Annotated in this window: 14 protein-coding genes and 1 riboswitch; of the genes, 11 read left to right on the top strand and 3 right to left on the bottom strand. The window is 39.4% G+C overall.

Features of this window, described 5'->3' with window-relative positions:
* The 3 genes from PARA_RS10005 to PARA_RS09995 all read left to right on the top strand — a co-directional run bounded on the left by PARA_RS10005 (position 1) and on the right by PARA_RS09995 (position 4,709).
* Positions 1-390 (top strand): hypothetical protein, encoded by a 390-nt coding sequence (locus tag PARA_RS10005; protein ID WP_014065684.1) that lies wholly within the window; start codon positions 1-3, stop codon positions 388-390.
* Between the two features lie 90 nt (positions 391-480).
* Positions 481-3,345, top strand: coding sequence for a valine--tRNA ligase (gene valS, locus PARA_RS10000; RefSeq protein ID WP_014065683.1), 2,865 nt, complete (start codon positions 481-483; stop codon positions 3,343-3,345).
* Between the two features lie 317 nt (positions 3,346-3,662).
* Complete coding sequence (locus PARA_RS09995; RefSeq protein ID WP_014065682.1) at positions 3,663-4,709, top strand: porin; 1,047 nt, start codon at positions 3,663-3,665, stop codon at positions 4,707-4,709.
* Between the two features lie 402 nt (positions 4,710-5,111).
* Here the strand turns inward: PARA_RS09995 and hemH are convergent, their stop codons facing one another.
* Genes hemH through PARA_RS09980 form a run of 3 tightly spaced genes read right to left on the bottom strand, consistent with a single transcriptional unit; the run spans position 5,112 to position 9,583 of the window.
* Positions 5,112-6,083, bottom strand: coding sequence for a ferrochelatase (gene hemH, locus PARA_RS09990; RefSeq protein ID WP_014065681.1), 972 nt, complete (start codon positions 6,081-6,083; stop codon positions 5,112-5,114).
* Entirely contained in the window at positions 6,080-6,496 is a 417-nt protein-coding gene (locus PARA_RS09985) for a hotdog fold thioesterase (protein WP_014065680.1), read from the bottom strand. Before PARA_RS09985 ends, hemH begins: the two co-directional genes overlap by 4 nt.
* A 15-nt stretch (positions 6,497-6,511) precedes the next feature.
* A complete protein-coding gene (locus PARA_RS09980; RefSeq protein ID WP_014065679.1) occupies positions 6,512-9,583 on the bottom strand; it encodes an FAD-binding and (Fe-S)-binding domain-containing protein in 3,072 nt (1,023 codons plus the stop codon).
* Positions 9,584-9,994: 411 nt separating this feature from the next.
* Here PARA_RS09980 and ompA point away from each other — a divergent pair, with 411 nt between their 5' ends.
* The 8 genes from ompA to thiQ all read left to right on the top strand — a co-directional run bounded on the left by ompA (position 9,995) and on the right by thiQ (position 16,920).
* Positions 9,995-11,080: a porin OmpA gene (ompA, locus tag PARA_RS09975; protein WP_014065678.1), complete on the top strand. Its 1,086-nt coding sequence runs from the start codon at positions 9,995-9,997 to the stop codon at positions 11,078-11,080.
* A 101-nt stretch (positions 11,081-11,181) separates the two neighbouring features.
* A complete protein-coding gene (locus tag PARA_RS09970; protein ID WP_014065677.1) occupies positions 11,182-11,763 on the top strand; it encodes a LemA family protein in 582 nt (193 codons plus the stop codon).
* A gap of 9 nt (positions 11,764-11,772) precedes the next feature.
* Positions 11,773-12,222 carry a TPM domain-containing protein gene (locus PARA_RS09965; protein WP_014065676.1) on the top strand — a complete coding sequence of 150 codons (450 nt, stop codon included), beginning with the start codon at positions 11,773-11,775 and terminating at the stop codon, positions 12,220-12,222.
* Entirely contained in the window at positions 12,215-13,015 is an 801-nt protein-coding gene (locus PARA_RS09960; RefSeq protein ID WP_014065675.1) for a TPM domain-containing protein, read from the top strand. The genes PARA_RS09965 and PARA_RS09960 overlap by 8 nt, the downstream gene beginning before the upstream one ends.
* A gap of 75 nt (positions 13,016-13,090) precedes the next feature.
* Positions 13,091-13,417 (top strand): Grx4 family monothiol glutaredoxin, encoded by a 327-nt coding sequence (grxD, locus tag PARA_RS09955; protein WP_005699458.1) that lies wholly within the window; start codon positions 13,091-13,093, stop codon positions 13,415-13,417.
* A gap of 144 nt (positions 13,418-13,561) precedes the next feature.
* Positions 13,562-13,654: riboswitch (TPP riboswitch) on the top strand.
* A 35-nt stretch (positions 13,655-13,689) separates the two neighbouring features.
* Positions 13,690-14,688 carry a thiamine ABC transporter substrate binding subunit gene (gene thiB, locus PARA_RS09950; RefSeq protein WP_014065674.1) on the top strand — a complete coding sequence of 333 codons (999 nt, stop codon included), beginning with the start codon at positions 13,690-13,692 and terminating at the stop codon, positions 14,686-14,688.
* 5 nt (positions 14,689-14,693) lie between these two features.
* The gene (gene thiP / locus PARA_RS09945; RefSeq protein ID WP_014065673.1) at positions 14,694-16,298 is read left to right on the top strand and encodes a thiamine/thiamine pyrophosphate ABC transporter permease ThiP; all 1,605 of its coding nucleotides are present in this window, start codon (positions 14,694-14,696) and stop codon (positions 16,296-16,298) included.
* Positions 16,291-16,920 (top strand): thiamine ABC transporter ATP-binding protein, encoded by a 630-nt coding sequence (gene thiQ, locus PARA_RS09940; protein WP_014065672.1) that lies wholly within the window; start codon positions 16,291-16,293, stop codon positions 16,918-16,920. The genes thiP and thiQ overlap by 8 nt, the downstream gene beginning before the upstream one ends.
* Positions 16,921-16,950: the final 30 nt, after the last annotated feature.

Below are 16,950 nucleotides of genomic sequence, written 5' to 3'. Positions count from 1 at the left end.
ATGAGCGAATCAATTTTAATTTTTGGTGGAAAAAGCTTAAAAGAAATGAAAGAAGATGGTGGCATTGGTTGGTGGTGTGTTAGTCAAGAGAGAGCTGAAAATTTAGAATATGCTGTGATAACTCGTTGTTTAACTCAAGAGTGGGCTACTCACGATGCCGAGCAGGGAACTGCAATTATGGTTTGCAAGCTTACGGGAATAGTTGGTAAAGCTATTGATAGTAATCGTAAATGTTTGGAGTTTAGTTCCTATGCGAAAATTAATATTCCAAATGCATGGCAAAAAATAACTAATAATCAAAGAAATCCATTCAAATATATTGAAACAAATAAATTATTAAAAGACTTAGAAATCAATATAAGTGAATTAAGTTGGTTAAACTTTTCTTAGTTTAATTTTAATAATATAGGGTAGGTCTTAGCCTACCACTTCAATTTAAACGGTGGGCTAAAGCTCATCCTACAAAAAGAGAAGATATAAATGACACAAAAATTCGAAATGGCAGACCGTTTTAATCCGTCTGCGGTAGAGCAAGCCCTTTATCAACATTGGGAAGAGAGTGGTTATTTTAAACCGTCTGAAAATGAAAATGCGCCGAGCTATTGCATAGCGATTCCGCCACCGAACGTAACCGGTTCCCTACACATGGGGCATGCTTTCCAACAAACCTTAATGGATACCTTAATCCGTTTTAACCGTATGGAAGGGCATAATACATTATGGCAAGCGGGGACAGACCATGCGGGTATTGCAACCCAAATGGTGGTGGAACGTAAAATCGCCGCAGAAGAAGGCAAAACTCGCCATGATTATGGTCGTGAAGCGTTCATCAACAAAATCTGGGATTGGAAAGCTTATTCTGGTGGCACAATCAGCCAACAAATGCGTCGTTTAGGTAACTCAATCGACTGGGAACGTGAGCGTTTCACGATGGACGATGGTTTATCGAATGCTGTAAAAGAAGTGTTTGTTCGCTTGCACGAAGAGGGTTTGATTTACCGTGGCAAACGCTTGGTAAACTGGGATCCAAAACTTCACACTGCGATTTCTGATTTAGAAGTGGAAAACAAAGAGAGCAAAGGTTCCCTTTGGCACTTCCGTTATCCGTTAGCAAACGGTGCAAAAACGGCAGATGGTAAAGATTATTTAGTGGTAGCAACTACACGTCCAGAAACTATGTTGGGCGATACGGCGGTTGCGGTGCATCCTGAAGATGAGCGTTATCAATCTTTAATCGGTAAAACCGTGGTTCTGCCATTGGCTAATCGTGAAATTCCTATTATTGCTGATGAATATGTGGATCGTGAATTCGGTACTGGTGTCGTGAAAATTACCCCTGCACATGACTTCAATGACTACGAAGTGGGTAAACGTCACAGCTTGCCGATGGTTAACGTGTTAACTTTAAATGCAGATATCCGTGATGAAGCGGAAATTATCGGCACAGACGGCAAACCACTTGCCGGCTATGAAGCAACTATTCCTGCGGATTACCGTGGTTTAGAGCGTTTCGCTGCACGTAAGAAAATCGTGGCAGATTTTGAAGCGCTAGGTTTATTAGACGAAATTAAACCACACGATCTCAAAGTGCCTTATGGTGACCGTGGTGGCGTGCCAATCGAGCCGATGCTAACTGACCAATGGTATGTGAGTGTGAAACCGCTTGCCGATGTGGCGATTAAAGCAGTGGAAGACGGCGAAATCCAATTCGTGCCAAAACAATACGAAAACCTTTACTTCTCTTGGATGCGTGATATTCAAGATTGGTGTATCTCTCGTCAACTTTGGTGGGGACACCGTATTCCAGCGTGGTATGACGCGGAAGGCAACGTTTATGTCGCGCGTAACGAAGAAGAAGTGCGGTCAAAATACAGCTTAGATTCTGCGGTTGAACTCAAACAAGATGAAGATGTGTTAGACACGTGGTTCTCATCAGGCTTGTGGACATTCTCAACTTTAGGTTGGCCAGAGCAAACCAAAGAACTTAAAATGTTCCACCCGACAGATGTGTTAATTACCGGCTTCGACATCATCTTCTTCTGGGTTGCACGTATGATTATGTTTACCATGCACTTCGTGAAAGATGAAAATGGCAAACCACAAGTACCATTCAAAACCGTGTACGTAACAGGATTGATCCGTGATGAGCAAGGTCAAAAAATGTCTAAATCAAAAGGTAACGTGCTTGACCCAATCGATATGATTGATGGCATCAGCCTTGAAGATTTACTTGAAAAACGTACCGGCAACATGATGCAGCCGCAATTAGCGGAGAAAATTGCTAAAGCAACGCGCAAAGAATTTGCTGAAGGTATTGCCGCTCACGGTACAGACGCATTGCGTTTCACATTAGCGGCATTGGCTTCAAACGGTCGTGATATCAACTGGGATATGAAACGCTTAGAAGGTTACCGTAACTTCTGTAACAAATTATGGAATGCAAGCCGTTTCGTCTTAACGAATGACAAATTGGATTTAAGCGAAGGCGAGATCGAGTTCTCATTAGCGGATCGTTGGATTCAATCAGAATTCAATCGCACCGTGGAAACGTTCCGTAATTCATTAAGCCAATATCGTTTTGACCTTTGTGCCAATGCGATTTATGAGTTTACTTGGAACCAATTCTGCGACTGGTATTTAGAATTGACTAAACCAGTATTTGCAAACGGTAATGCCGCACAAATCCGTGCGGCAAGCCAAACCTTGGTTCATGTGTTAGAAAAATTATTACGTTTAGCGCATCCGCTGATTCCATTTATTACCGAAGAAATTTGGCAAAAAGTGAAAGGTTTTGTCGGCATTACGGCTGATAGCATTATGTTACAACCTTTCCCACAAGTGGAAGAGAACGGCTTTGATCCAGAAGCAGAAGCTGAAATTGAGTGGTTAAAAGAAGTGATCGTTGCGGTGCGTAATATCCGTGCAGAAAGCAACATCGCACCAAGCAAAGGCTTAGATCTGTTATTCCGTAATTTAAGTGCGGAAAATGCAAAAATTCTCGAAAAACAGACCGCTCTTTTAAAAGCCATGGCGAAGTTAGACAACGTTCAAGTATTAGCCACAAACGAAGCTGCACCGCTTGCGGTAGCGAAACTTGTTGGCAATGCTGAATTGCTTGTGCCAATGGCTGGCTTTATCAATAAAGAAGCAGAGCTTGCCCGTTTAACCAAAGAGATTGAAAAATATCAAAATGAAGTTAAACGTATCGAGGACAAACTTAGCAACGAAGCTTTTGTGGCTAAAGCACCTGAAGCAGTGATTGCAAAAGAACGTGAAAAACAAGCGGAATACCAATCTGGATTAGAAAAAATCCAAGAACAGTATAAAGCGATTGAAGCGTTGTAGTTTTAAAACGAAGTAAGAAAGCGGTCAGATTTAAAATCTGGCCGCTTTTTTCTTTACAATACGCCAAAATTCTGTACAGCATTTTATCTTATCTTGGTAAGAATAATTTTAAATACTTGATTGTTTAGTTCAAAAAACAATCTTTTTTACTCGAAAAATGTGATCTTGATCCAATTTTAGAAAATTGGTGCGGTTCCTCCCATTGACACTATAAGTTTATTTTGTAATATTTGCGGCGTCTATTTCGGAGATTGAACTCTTTATGAAAAATAGTTTCAATCAAAAATCATCGGTAACAACCAAAAGGAATAACAATTATGAAAAAGACACTAGCAGCATTAATCGTTTCCGCAGTTGCAGCTTCAGCAGCAAACGCAGCAGTAATTTATGACAACGAAGGTAGTAAAGTTGAATTAAACGGTTCTCTTCGTTTAATCATGGAAAAAACTAGCGTAAAAAAAGGTTCTAACAAATCAGAAACTGACTCAGCATTACGTAATGCGGGTTCACGTTTAGGTGTTACTGTAAAACACAACTTAGATGGGGAATACTATGCATTAGGTCGTTATGAAGCTCGTTTCGATGATACTTCTTCTAACGATAAATTTGGTGGTGTTTATACTAAACGTGCTTTCGTAGGTTTAGGTAGCAAAGCTCATGGTGATTTAACATTTGGTCGTCAATTAACCATCGCTGATGATTTAAGCCAAACTGTTGACTATGAATACGGAATCAATCCAAAAGGTGACTATGTTCTTACTTCAGGCCACAGTGTAGTTCGTTACGACTACAAAGGTATTGAAGGCGTACAATTAAGTGCGAACTACAACTTCAAACAACATTACTCTGATAAGGGTATGGTACTTAAACAAGGCATCAAAAATGCATTCGCTTTAGGTGCGTTATTTAATGCAGGCGATTTAGATGCTCGTTTTGCTTACGGTCATACTAATTATGAAACTAGTACAAAAGATGCTCACCGTTTAGATGGTGTGTTAGCATCATTTGGCTACACTATGGGTGATTTCAAAGTTATTGCTGATTTAGGCTACGGACATGAAAAAGTTGCTGATGCAAAAACTAACAAATTCTATGTATCTCCAGGTTTTGCATATCAAGTAAGCCCAGCATCTAAAGTATATGGTAACTACTTATACGAACGCGCGAAAGGCGAATCTGATAAAGAGAAAACTCACGGTTTCTTACTTGGTGCTGACTATCAACTTCACAAACAAGTTGTGGTGTTCTTAGAAGGTAAATACGTACGTACTAAAGAATTCGAACAAACAGCTAAAGGTGGTTATGCAGAGACTGGCAAAACAACTGACAAAGCTATCGGTGTAGGTATGCGTGTATTCTTCTAATCTTTGATTAGAAAAGAATCTTAAAAGGCGAATCGAAAGGTTCGCCTTTTTGTTTATTTTTTAAATCTCCCCAACCCCTCTTTACAAAAGAGGGGCTTTTTTTATTGGAGGGGAAGATGTTAAAGGTTTTGATAGATAAAATATTTAATTAGAAAATATTTATTAAGTGAGAATAGGAAAGCATTTATTTGCTATTAAGCTCCCCCCTCTTTTGCAAAGAGGGGGCAGGGGGAGATTTAACTACTGCAACTTATTTAAAATTAATTTCCCTCATCCCATTTTGCAAAAGAGGATTTTTTAATTTTATTAGAAATATCTTTAAGGGATAGTTAAGAACGGAGAGCATTCATTTGCTATTAAGCGCCCCCCTCTTTCGCAAAGAGGGGGCTAGGGGGAGATTCACTATTTCAACTTATCCAAAACCAGTTTCCCCATCATTTCAATATGTGCTTTTTCAGCATTCAATGCAGGGATGTAGTGATAAGACACACCACCATGATTTAAGAATGTTTCTTTATTTTCAACCTCAATTTCTTCTAAGGTTTCTAAACAATCCACCGAAAAGCCCGGGCAAATCACCGCTATTTTTTGAATACCTTGAGAAGCGGCTTCTTCTAAAAAGTGATCCGTATAAGGTTGTAACCATTCTTCACGACCAAAACGAGATTGGAACGTCATATTCCATTGGTTTTCGGTTAAACCCAATTTATCCACAATGGCAATCGTGGTTTGTTTACAATGCTGACGATAATAATCGCCCATATTCTCATAACGTAATGGAATGCCGTGGTAAGAAAAGAGTAAAAACTCATCTGGTTTTAACCGCACTTTGATGGAATCTACCAACGCATTAATGTAGTTTTCATCAAGATGATAAGAATGAATAAACTCAAAAGGCACAATATTGCGCTCTTGCGCAATCGCACGATTGAAGGAATCGATTAATGCACCCGTTGTCGTGCTGGAATATTGCGGATAAAGTGGCAACACAATTATGCGTTCCACGTCATTTTTGAGTAAATTTTTGACCGCACTTTGCATCGAAGGATTGCCGTAAGTCATGGCAATTTCGACGTGTGCATTGATACCTTGTTCAGTCAAATAAGGTTGTAAATCCGCTTGTTGTTGCTTTGTAATCGCAAGCAGGGGAGAGCCTTGTTCTGTCCAAATAGATTGATAATTTCGTGCAATACGTTTAGAACGCATTGGTAAAATAATGGTTTTTAAAAGGGGATACCATTTCCAACGAGGTAAATCTACCACGCGAGGATCCATTAAAAATTCCCACAAATAACGAGAGATCGCCGCGGGTTGAGGGGCATCTGGCGTACCAAGATTCGCTAAAATGATGCCGATTTTTTTTATTGTATTCATAAATGTTTGATAGAAAGCGTTAATCGAGAAACGCAACAGAGTTTATCTTGTTCATCGCGAATGTCAATTTGCCAAACATGGGTATTTTGATTTAAAGCAATTGGCGTAGCCTTTGCCGTCACAAAACCTTGTTTCACTGGGCGAAGGTGATTGGCATTGATATCTAACCCTAAGGCAACTTGACCTTCTTCTATACTGAGAAATCCCGCCAATGAACCAATAGTTTCTGCCAACGCAACAGACACCCCACCATGTAATAAGCCGAAAGGCTGAGTGGTGCGATGATCCACGGGCATTTTTGCCTCAATCCAGTTTTTACCATAAGCCGAGATTTCAATACCTAAATGCTCAACAGCACAATGTTTCCCCATTTCATTAAGTTGCTCAAGGGTGAAGTGTTTTTTCCAAATCATATATTCTTCCTAGATCTAATTTAAAATCTCAAGCAATGCTTGAACAGGGTGTTTCAAGATGGCTTTTTCATATCGCTTCACTTGGCTACGGCAGGAATAGCCAGTCGCGAGGCAATGATTCGGATCTTTACCTTGTAATTTTTTGCCCCATGATACATCGTAAATATCTTTCGACATGGTTTGATTTTGTACTTCATGACCAAATACGCCCGCCATACCACAGCAGCCAACTTTTTCTACCTTCAAGGTTTGTCCAAATTGCGCGAAAATATTCTGCCATTCTTTTGGGCTGTTTGGCATAAAGGTGGATTCAGTACAATGAGGGAATAAATGCCACTCAAAAGTGCGGTCAGATTTTGCGATATTTTTTACCGCACTTTGTAATGTGTTACTTTCTAATTGATTGGTCAGCCATTCATGTGCCGTGAGTACATGGAAGTCACCGCGAGAATTCCCTAAGGCTTCTTTATATTCATCACGATAAGAAAGCACAATAGCGGAATCAACTCCGACCAAAGGCACATTGAATTTGGCGACGCGATTTAAAAATTCCGCTTGTGTTTTAGCGGTTTTACTAAAGCGAGCTAAAAAACCTTTAATATGCATGGCTTTGCCATTCGGTTTAAAAGGCAGAAGGATTGGTGAGAATCCTAATTTTTGTGTGAGAGCGACAAAGTCTCGCACCACTTTAGCATCGTAATAAGAGGTATAAGGATCTTGTACGATAAAGAGCATATTGGCTTTTTCTGTGGCACTGAGACTTTCCAACTCTTCTAATTTTTTACCTTGATAACCAATTTCTACCAATTGTTGTTGAAGGTTTGGCTCTGAAAGGAGAGGTAAATCAGTCATGCCAAGTGTTTTTTCAACCAAGCTTTGAGTGACTTTCAGCTTGGTGAAATAATTGAATAATGCCGGTTGTTTCGCCATATAAGATGCTGCAACTTCTAAATTTGCCACAAGATGATCTTTAGCTGGACGCAAATAACGGCTGTGGTAGAAATGGAAAAATTTCGCACGGAAACTTGGTACGTCAATTTTAATCGGACATTGGCTTGCACAGGCTTTACAAGCCAGACAAGTATCCATTGCCGCTTTTACTTCATGTGAGAAGTCATATTCACCACGCCATTTCTGCACGCTATTGCGGAAACGTTCCACAAGTGCGGTCAGTTTGACTTGTGTTTTATGAAAATCTAATTGATCAGGCGATACGTTTTCATTGGCCATTAATCGCAACCATTCACGCACCATGGCGGCTCGTCCTTTTGGCGAGAATATGCGGTTTTTACTCACTTTCATAGAAGGACACATAATGCTGTGCTCATCAAAGTTAAAGCAAAGTCCATTGCCGTTACAGTTTATCGCGCCTTTGAATTCGTCTCGCATTTGAATTGGGATTTGGCGATCATTGTCCGCACGCATCGGCGAGAGAATCGAATAGAGCTCCGCATCGCTATTAAGTGGTGTACAGATTTTACCTGGATTGAGACGATTGTTTGGGTCAAATAAGAACTTCACATAACGCAACTCTTGCCAAAGTTCGGGGGTAAAGAATTTCTCCCCATAATGAGAGCGTACGCCTTTGCCGTGTTCTCCCCATAACAAACCGCCATATTTCACCGTGAGTTCTGCCACTTCATCTGAAATTTGTTTAAAGAGTTTGACTTGTTCTTTATCGCATAGGTCTAAAGCGGGGCGAACGTGCAATACGCCAGCGTCAACATGGCCAAACATCCCGTATTGCAGATTATGGCTATCTAATAAAGCTCTAAATTCTGCAATGTAATCCGCAAGATGTTCTGGTGGTACACAGGTATCTTCCACAAAAGGAATCGGTTTGGCAGCGCCTTTCGCATTACCTAATAGCCCCACCGCTTTTTTACGCATAGCATAAATACGTTCAATAGAAGGCAAGTCAGAACAAAGTTGATAGCCGATAATATGATCTTTGCCTTGTGCAATTTTTTCATCTAATTGCTGACAAAGTGCGGTCACTTGGCTGACGATTTTGGCTTGATTGCTACCCGCATATTCCACAATGTTTAAACCCAGAATTGGATTTTGTTCTTCTGTTAAAAGTTCTTTCACTGAATGCCAAATAATATCTTGCTTAGCAAGGTTCAGCACTTTGGAATCGACGGTTTCAACGGAAAGGGCATTGGCTTTCACCATAAAAGGCGCATTGCGAAGGGCTGCATCAAATGAGCTGTACTTCACATTAATTAAGGTACGATATTTCGGAATCGGTAATAAATTAAGTTTAGCTTCACAGATAAACGCAAGTGATCCTTCTGACCCTGTCAGAATTCGGGTGAGGTTAAATTCACTTTCATCTTTATTAAAGACATTCTTAAGATCGTAACCAGTGAGAAAGCGATTGAGTTGTGGTAAATCTTGAATGATTGAGGCGCGCTTTTCTTTACAACGTTGGAAAATCGTTTGATGTAGTGTTTTTCCATTTTCTGCTAGTGGATAGTTTTCTAAAACATCGTCGGATTTGACCGCACTTGTATCTAATATTTCACCATTCATCAAAACAGAACGTAATGCTAAAACGTGATCGGAGGTTTTACCATATTGTAATGAACCTTGACCGGAAGCATCGGTATTAATCATGCCACCGAGGGTTGCTCGATTACTGGTGGAGAGTTCTGGTGCAAAGAATAAACCGTGAGGTTTTAAAAATTGGTTTAGTTGGTCTTTTACTACACCTGCTTGAACGCGAACCCAACGTTCTTCTATATTAAGCTCTAAAATGCCAGTCATGTGGCGAGAGAGATCCACAATAATATTGTTATTAATAGATTGCCCATTTGTGCCCGTGCCGCCACCGCGAGGTGTAAAGGTTAAGTGAAGGAATTTCTCTTTATTGGCTAATTTGGCGATGCGTACCACATCTGCAACAGATTTAGGGAACAAAATAGCCTGTGGAAGTTGTTGATAGACGCTGTTATCCGTAGCGAGACTTAAACGGTCCGCATAATTTGAGGCAATATCACCTTCAAAATGCTGTTTTTGGAGTTCGCTAAGATAATCACTTACCACATTATTAAGTTGTGGCACATTAGAAAGACGGGGCAACATAAAATCACTCACACATAAATATAAATATAAATAGAGAAGAAAGTGAATTTGATGATATATGAAGCTCAAAAAAAAGTCGATTTGAACAAAAGATATTTTTTGTTAGAATAGAAAACGGGTTAAAAATTAACCCGTTTTTTGTGAATGAACGTTCATTTTAGAGGGTGTTTGTCTATAAAATAATCAAAAAAGGCAAAAAAGGTTTGATCTTTGATGTTTTTATAGGATAATAACCATACTTTTGAACGTTCCTTTGGCTATGGCAAAGGAATTGAATTTGTCAAAAGGATAAGTTAGGGCAAATTCAAAACCCTAGTTAAGCAATGTTTAGAGTGTTTCTTTTTTATAAAGTTCACAATAAACAAGGAAACTTTTCTTATTAATAACGATGACTAAATAGAGGACATCAAAATGAAAAAAACTGCAATCGCATTAGTCGTTGCTGGTTTAGCAGCAGCTTCAGTAGCTCAAGCAGCTCCACAAGAAAACACTTTCTATGTGGGTGCTAAAGCTGGTCTAGCATCTTTCCACGATGGTATCAAAGCTAACACTGATGCTACTAACCCTCGTAGCTTAGATTTCGGTACTGGTTACAATCGTAACTCTGTTACTTACGGTGTGTTTGGTGGTTACCAAATCTTAAATCGTGATAACTTAGGTTTAGCGGTTGAATTAGGTTACGATGACTTCGGTCGTGTTAAATTCAAAGATGCTGGTAAAACTGTATTCAAACACACTAACCACGGTACACACTTAAGCTTTAAAGGTAGCTATGGTTTAACAGAAGGTTTAGACTTCTACGGTCGTGCTGGTGCAGCTTTAGTTCGTTCTGACTATAAAGTCTACGATGAAACTACTGGTGCTCGTGAGCACGCATATGGTCGTCACAGCTTACGCGTTTCTCCAGTGTTCGCTGCTGGTTTCGAATATGCATTACCTTCATTACCAGAGTTAGCATTACGTCTTGAATATCAATGGTTAGCTCGCGTGGGTAAATTACGTACTCAAACAGGTCCAAATAGCTCAGTAGACTACAACCCATGGATCGGTTCTATCAACGCTGGTTTATCTTACCGTTTCGGTCAAGGTGCTGCTCCAGTTGTTGCACCTGAAGTTGTAAGCAAAACTTTCAACTTAAGCTCTGATGTAACTTTCGCTTTCGGTAAAGCTAACTTAAAACCACAAGCTAAAGCAACTTTAGACGGTATCTACGGCGAAATCGCTCAAATCAACAACGCTAACGTAGCTGTTGCTGGTTATACAGACCGTATCGGTAAAGATGCACCAAACGTGAAATTATCACAACGCCGTGCAGACTCTGTAGCTAACTACTTAGTAGCTAAAGGTGTTCCAGCTCAAAGCATCTCTGCAGTTGGTCACGGTAAAGCTAACCCAGTTACAGGTTCTACTTGTGACGCGGTTAAAGGTCGTAAAGCGCTTATCGCTTGTTTAGCACCAGACCGTCGTGTTGAAATCGCAGTTAACGGTACTAAATAATTTTATTTAGTTATCCATTAACGGATTAATATTAGAAGACCTAAACTTCGGTTTAGGTCTTTTCTTATATAAATTAAACCTATAATTGAAGGAATTTTTGAATGAAAAAGTGGATTATCTTGATTATTATCGCCGTTGCTGCAGGTTTTGGCTTAATGTCTAGCTACAATGGCTTAGTAAAAGCAGAAACTGAAATTGATTCTGTTTGGGCAAATGTTGAATCATCTTATCAACGTCGTGCTGATTTAATTCCAAACTTAGTGAATACTGTAAAAGGTCAAGCTAATTTTGAACAACAGACATTAACCAATGTAATCGAAGCTCGCGCAAAAGCGACACAAACTAAAATTGATCCGTCTAATTTAACGGAAGAACAATTAAACGAATTCCAACAAAACCAAAATCAAGTAGGTTCAGCATTATCTCGCTTACTTGTTACTGTAGAACAATACCCACAATTAAAAGCGAATGAAGGTTTTATGAACTTACAAGCGCAACTTGAAGGTACAGAAAACCGTATCAATGTCGCTCGTAATAAATTTAATGAAGCAGCGCGTATTTATAATGAAAAAGTACGTCAATTCCCAACTAAATTAGCGGCAATGATTTTTGGTTTTAAAGCTAAACCTTACTTTAAATCAGCTACTGGCGCTGAAAACGCACCGACTGTAAACTTTAACTAAGGTTTATCTATGCCATTCTTTTCCAGAATTCCGGTAGATAAAAAGCAAATCGAGGCGGCGATTAGTCGCCTCGAAAGCTTAAGTTCGGCTGAGTTACGTGTTTATATTGAACGCAAAGTGCCAAAGGCTTCAGCACAATTGTCTGCAATGGAACGTGCTTTAGAAGTGTTTGATGAACTGGAAATGCATAAAACAGCGGCACAAAATGCCGTGTTGATTTATGTGGGATATAAAAATCATCTCTGTGCAATCGTAGGTGATAAAGGCATTCATCAATTTGTTGACGTGGCTTATTGGCAGTTACAATGCGATCTAATGATTGAGCAGTTTAAACAAAAAGCTTATACACAAGGTATTGTCGATGCGATTGATCGTATCAGTGATATTTTATCTCGCCATTTCCCTATTCAGCCTGATGATGTGAATGAATTATCTAATGAGGTAATTATTAATGGCTAAGCTTTTATCTTTTATGAAAAGTGCGGTTGTTTTTAGCCTTGTTTTTTTTGCTCAAATGGTTGTTGCGGCAGAATTTCCGCCTGCACCAAATCCTTTCCATTACATAAACGATTACACCAACACACTTTCATCAGAACATAAGCAAATTTTAGAAAATAAACTGATTGCTTATAGTAAAGAAACGAGTTCACAAATCGCTGTCGTTTTAGTTCCGACAACCGGTGAATATGAAATTGCTGATTATACCTTTGCTTTAGGTGATAAATGGGGCATTGGACGTAAAAATCTGAATAATGGTGTGTTGATGCTGATTGCGAAGGATGATCGCAAAGTCTTTATTGCAACAGGGCAAGGTTTAGAAGGTGTTTTGCCCGATGCTTTTTTATCGCAAGTCATCCGTTCGGCCATTTTGCCACAATTTAAACAAGGCCAATATGCGCAAGGTATTAATGATGGCTTAAACCAAATTATTGCAGCAAGTAAAGGCGAGTTTGATGCAGCACAAGTTGAAGAAGATGCGTTCGATAAGTACATTCCATTCTTAATGGTATTGGCGTTTATTGCCATTGTACTATTTGGTGAATTCCAATATCACAAAGATGAAGTCTATATTAGCCCGAATCAACGTGACCAACTGAATAAAATCATTCGTCAAAGTACGATTTCTCGTCGCCGTGGTGGCGGTTCCGGTTTCGGAGGTGGATTTGGCGGAGGCTTCGGCGGAGGTGGTTCTTCCGGTGGTGGCTTTGGTGGCGGTGGCTTTGGCGGCGGCGGAGCGGGTGGAAGTTGGTAAGACCAAGTCTTTCACTCAGGTTCTATCTTATGCTAGAATAGCGCCCTATTCATATTTATTTGAACAAGGAACATTATGGAAACGTTAGACAAAATCAAAAAACAAATCGCTGAAAACCCAATTTTAATTTACATGAAAGGTTCACCAAAATTACCTTCTTGTGGTTTCTCTGCACGTGCATCTGAAGCATTAATGAATTGCAAAGTGCCTTTCGGCTATGTTGATATTCTTCAACACCCAGATATTCGTGCTGAATTGCCGGCTTATGCAAACTGGCCAACTTTCCCACAATTATGGGTAGAAGGTGAGTTAATTGGTGGTTGTGATATTATTTTAGAAATGTATCAAGCTGGCGAACTTCAAACTTTATTAAGCGAAGTAGCGGCTAAACATCAAGCTTAATTGATGATAGATTACCAAGATAAACCTGCTTTTTAGCAGGTTTTCTTTTGCTCAAAAAATGATAAACCGGATATAAAAGTGTGATCGGATTAACATTTTTAAATGAAATAACTTGTTGATTAAATTTCCTTAAGATAGACTACGTCGCGTTAGTCGGGGTGCCTATATTAATGGCTGAGAAATACCCGTGAACCTGAAACAGATAATGCTGGCGTAGGAAACTAATCATCTCATTATGCTGTTTCGTTATGCAAAAATAAGGAGAACGCATAATGAACAAAACGCTTCCCATTTTAACCGCACTTTTTACCGCTTCCGCTTTCGCACAAGCCGCACCTCAAACATTAGATGTTTATACTTATGATTCATTTAGTGCCGATTGGAGTGCTGGACCAAAGGTTAAAGCAGCTTTTGAACAACAATTCCCGCAATGTAAGCTGAATTATGTGGCTTTTGATAATAATGGCACCTTGTTTAACCGTGTTCGTCTAGAAGGTAAAAAAATTAAAGCAGATGTGGTGCTCGGTTTAGATAGCTATCAAATTGAAGATGCACAAAAACTCAATATTTTTGAGCCAAATAAAGTGGATTTAAGCCTGTTACGTTTACCAATTAAATGGGAAAACCACACGTTCTTACCATTCGATTATGCACAATACGCGTTTATTTATGATAAAAATAAACTGACTAATCCACCAAAGAGCCTAAAAGAATTAGTTGAGCGTCAAGATCTTAAAGTGTTATATCAAGATCCGCGTACAAGCAGTATTGGACGTGGTTTATTACTTTGGATGAATGTAGTTTATCCAGAAGCAGATGTCGCAAATGCCTGGAAAACCCTTTCTAAACATACGGTCACGGTCACCAAAGGTTGGACTGAGTCTTATGGGGCTTTCTTAAAAGGCGAAGGGGATGTGGTTTTAAGCGTCAATACTTCACCGATTTACCATATTCTTTCTGAACAAAAAGACAATTATGTGGCAACGGAATTTGCAGAGGGTAGCGTATTACAAGTTGAAGTCGCGGCAAAAGTCGCTAACCGTAATAATGCCTGTGCTGATGAATTTTTAGGATTCTTACTTTCACCGCAAGCTCAAGCGGATATTGCCAAAAATAATGTGATGTTACCCGTAGTAGAGACCAATATTGAAAGTCATATTGATGCGCTTAATTCTCGCGCAAAATCAATGCGTATTTTAGATACCACCACGGTGACAAGCGAGCAGCTTAAAGGCTGGATCAATCAATGGCAAAAAGCCTTATCTAAATAGTATTAATGAGCTTATTGCAACATCCGCATTTTCGTCCTCGCCATTATTTGGGCGGAAGTGCTGTCATTTTTTTCATTGTTTTACTCTATGGATTTTCACTTTCTGCGGTTTTTTCAGTAGGAAGTGATTATGCCTTATCTGATTTCTTAAAAGACGATTATTTGCATCAAGTTATCGCCTTTAGTGTCGGGCAGGCATTCTTGTCAGCCTTGCTTTCTAGCGTAATTGGAACTTTATTTGCGCGTGCTTTTTTCTATTTAGATTTCAAAGGCAAATCGCTCATTTTACGCATTTTTTCTCTCACGTTTGTTTTGCCAGCATTACTGGCTATTTTCGGTCTAATTGGTATTTATGGCACAGCCGGTTGGCTAACACAACTGCTGCAAACCTTAGGTATTTCGTGGAAACCCTCCATTTATGGTTTAAGTGGCATTCTCATTGCCCATTTATTTTTTAATATTCCTTTAGCGGCACGAATGAGTTTGCAGGCTTTGCAAAGTGTACCGACCGAACAGCATCAACTCGCGGCACAATTGAATATCAAAGGTTTCACATTTTTCCGTTTAATTGAATGGCCTTATTTGAAAAGCCAAATCGTGTCAGCCTTTGTATTGATTTTTATGCTGTGTTTCACCAGTTTTACGATTGTCTTGGCGCTAGGTGGAGGGCCACAAAATAGCACACTAGAAGTCGCCATTTACCAAGCCATTTTCTTTGAATTCGATTTACCCAAAGCGGCACTTTTTGCGTTAGTGCAATTTGCGTTTTGTTTTGCGTTATTTTCGCTTTCACAATATTGGGCGAAAGCACCTGAAACGCAGATTTCGCAACGTTATCGATGGGTTTTGCCTTCTTCAAGTGCGGTCAAATTTGGACATATTTTTGTCTTATTCTCGGTGTGCTTATTTATTTTAAGTCCCTTATTCAATATTGTTTTTCAAGGTTTGTCAGCTACCCAATTATTTGGCTATTGGCAAAATCCACAATTATGGAAGGCACTTGCTTATTCATTAACCATGGCACCGACAGCCGGGATTTTATCAGTATTATTTGGATTCTTCTTATTGTTACTCTCCCGTCAGCTACAATGGTTATATCACCCTAAATTAGCTCACTTAATTTTAACGGGGGGCATGATGATTTTAGCCATTCCGACGATTGTCTTAGCAGTAGGGTTATTCCTTTGGTTGCAAGATATTGATTTTTCGGCAGGGCATTTGTTTGTTGTAGTATCGGTTTGTAACGCCTTGGCCGCCTTGCCATTTGTCATCAAAATTCTCAATACACCAATGAATCAATCGATGCAATATTATGAAAAACTCTGTTTATCGCTGAATATTACAGGCTGGCAGCGTTTTCGTTTAATTGAATATCCGCTACTAAAAGCCCCGTTGAAATATGCCTTGGCGCTCGCAACGACTTTATCACTCGGCGATTTTACGGCAATAGCTTTATTTGGTAGCCCTGATTTTACTTCGTTGCCTCATTTGCTTTATCAACAAATCGGGCAATATCGAAGCCAAGAAGCGGCAGTGACGGCATTGATTTTATTGGGCTTATGCTTAGGGTTATTTATGTTTATTGAAGGGCAGAAGGAACAACATGATTAAATTAGATAATGTGGTCTTCAATTATCAATCCATGCCGATGGTATTTGATTTACATATTCAAGCCCAGGAAAAAATCGCCATTATTGGTGAAAGTGGCGCAGGAAAAAGTACCTTACTGAATTTAATTGCCGGCTTTGAATATGCCGATAGTGGCGAGATTTGGCTCAATGATGAAAATCATACCAAAACGGCACCTTTTGAACGCCCTGTTTCCATGCTATTTCAGGAAAATAATCTCTTTACTCATCTTTCTGTAGAAGAGAATATCGCTTTAGGTTTAAAACCGAATTTAGCCTTAAATGCAGAAGAAAAAGCACTTGTAGAACAAGCTGCAGGAGCAGTTAATTTACAGGGTTTTTTAACGAGAAAACCAACCGCACTTTCAGGTGGACAAAAACAACGAGTAGCGTTAGCGCGCTGTTTGCTACGAGATAAACCCATTTTATTATTGGATGAGCCTTTTTCAGCCCTCGATCCTAAATTACGCATTGAGATGCAAGATTTAATGGATCAATTATGTGAAGAAAAAAAGCTCACCATGTTACTGGTGACACATCAACCCAAAGAAATTGAACGGCATATTGATCGAGTGATTGAAATTCATCAAGGAAAAGTGATCTGATCTCTTTTTATCATATTGCAGAGTAATATG

Origin of the sequence: Haemophilus parainfluenzae T3T1 (genome assembly GCF_000210895.1) — a bacterium.
GTDB lineage: Bacteria > Pseudomonadota > Gammaproteobacteria > Enterobacterales > Pasteurellaceae > Haemophilus_D > Haemophilus_D parainfluenzae_A.
This window is presented reverse-complemented; position numbering and strand designations above follow the sequence as displayed.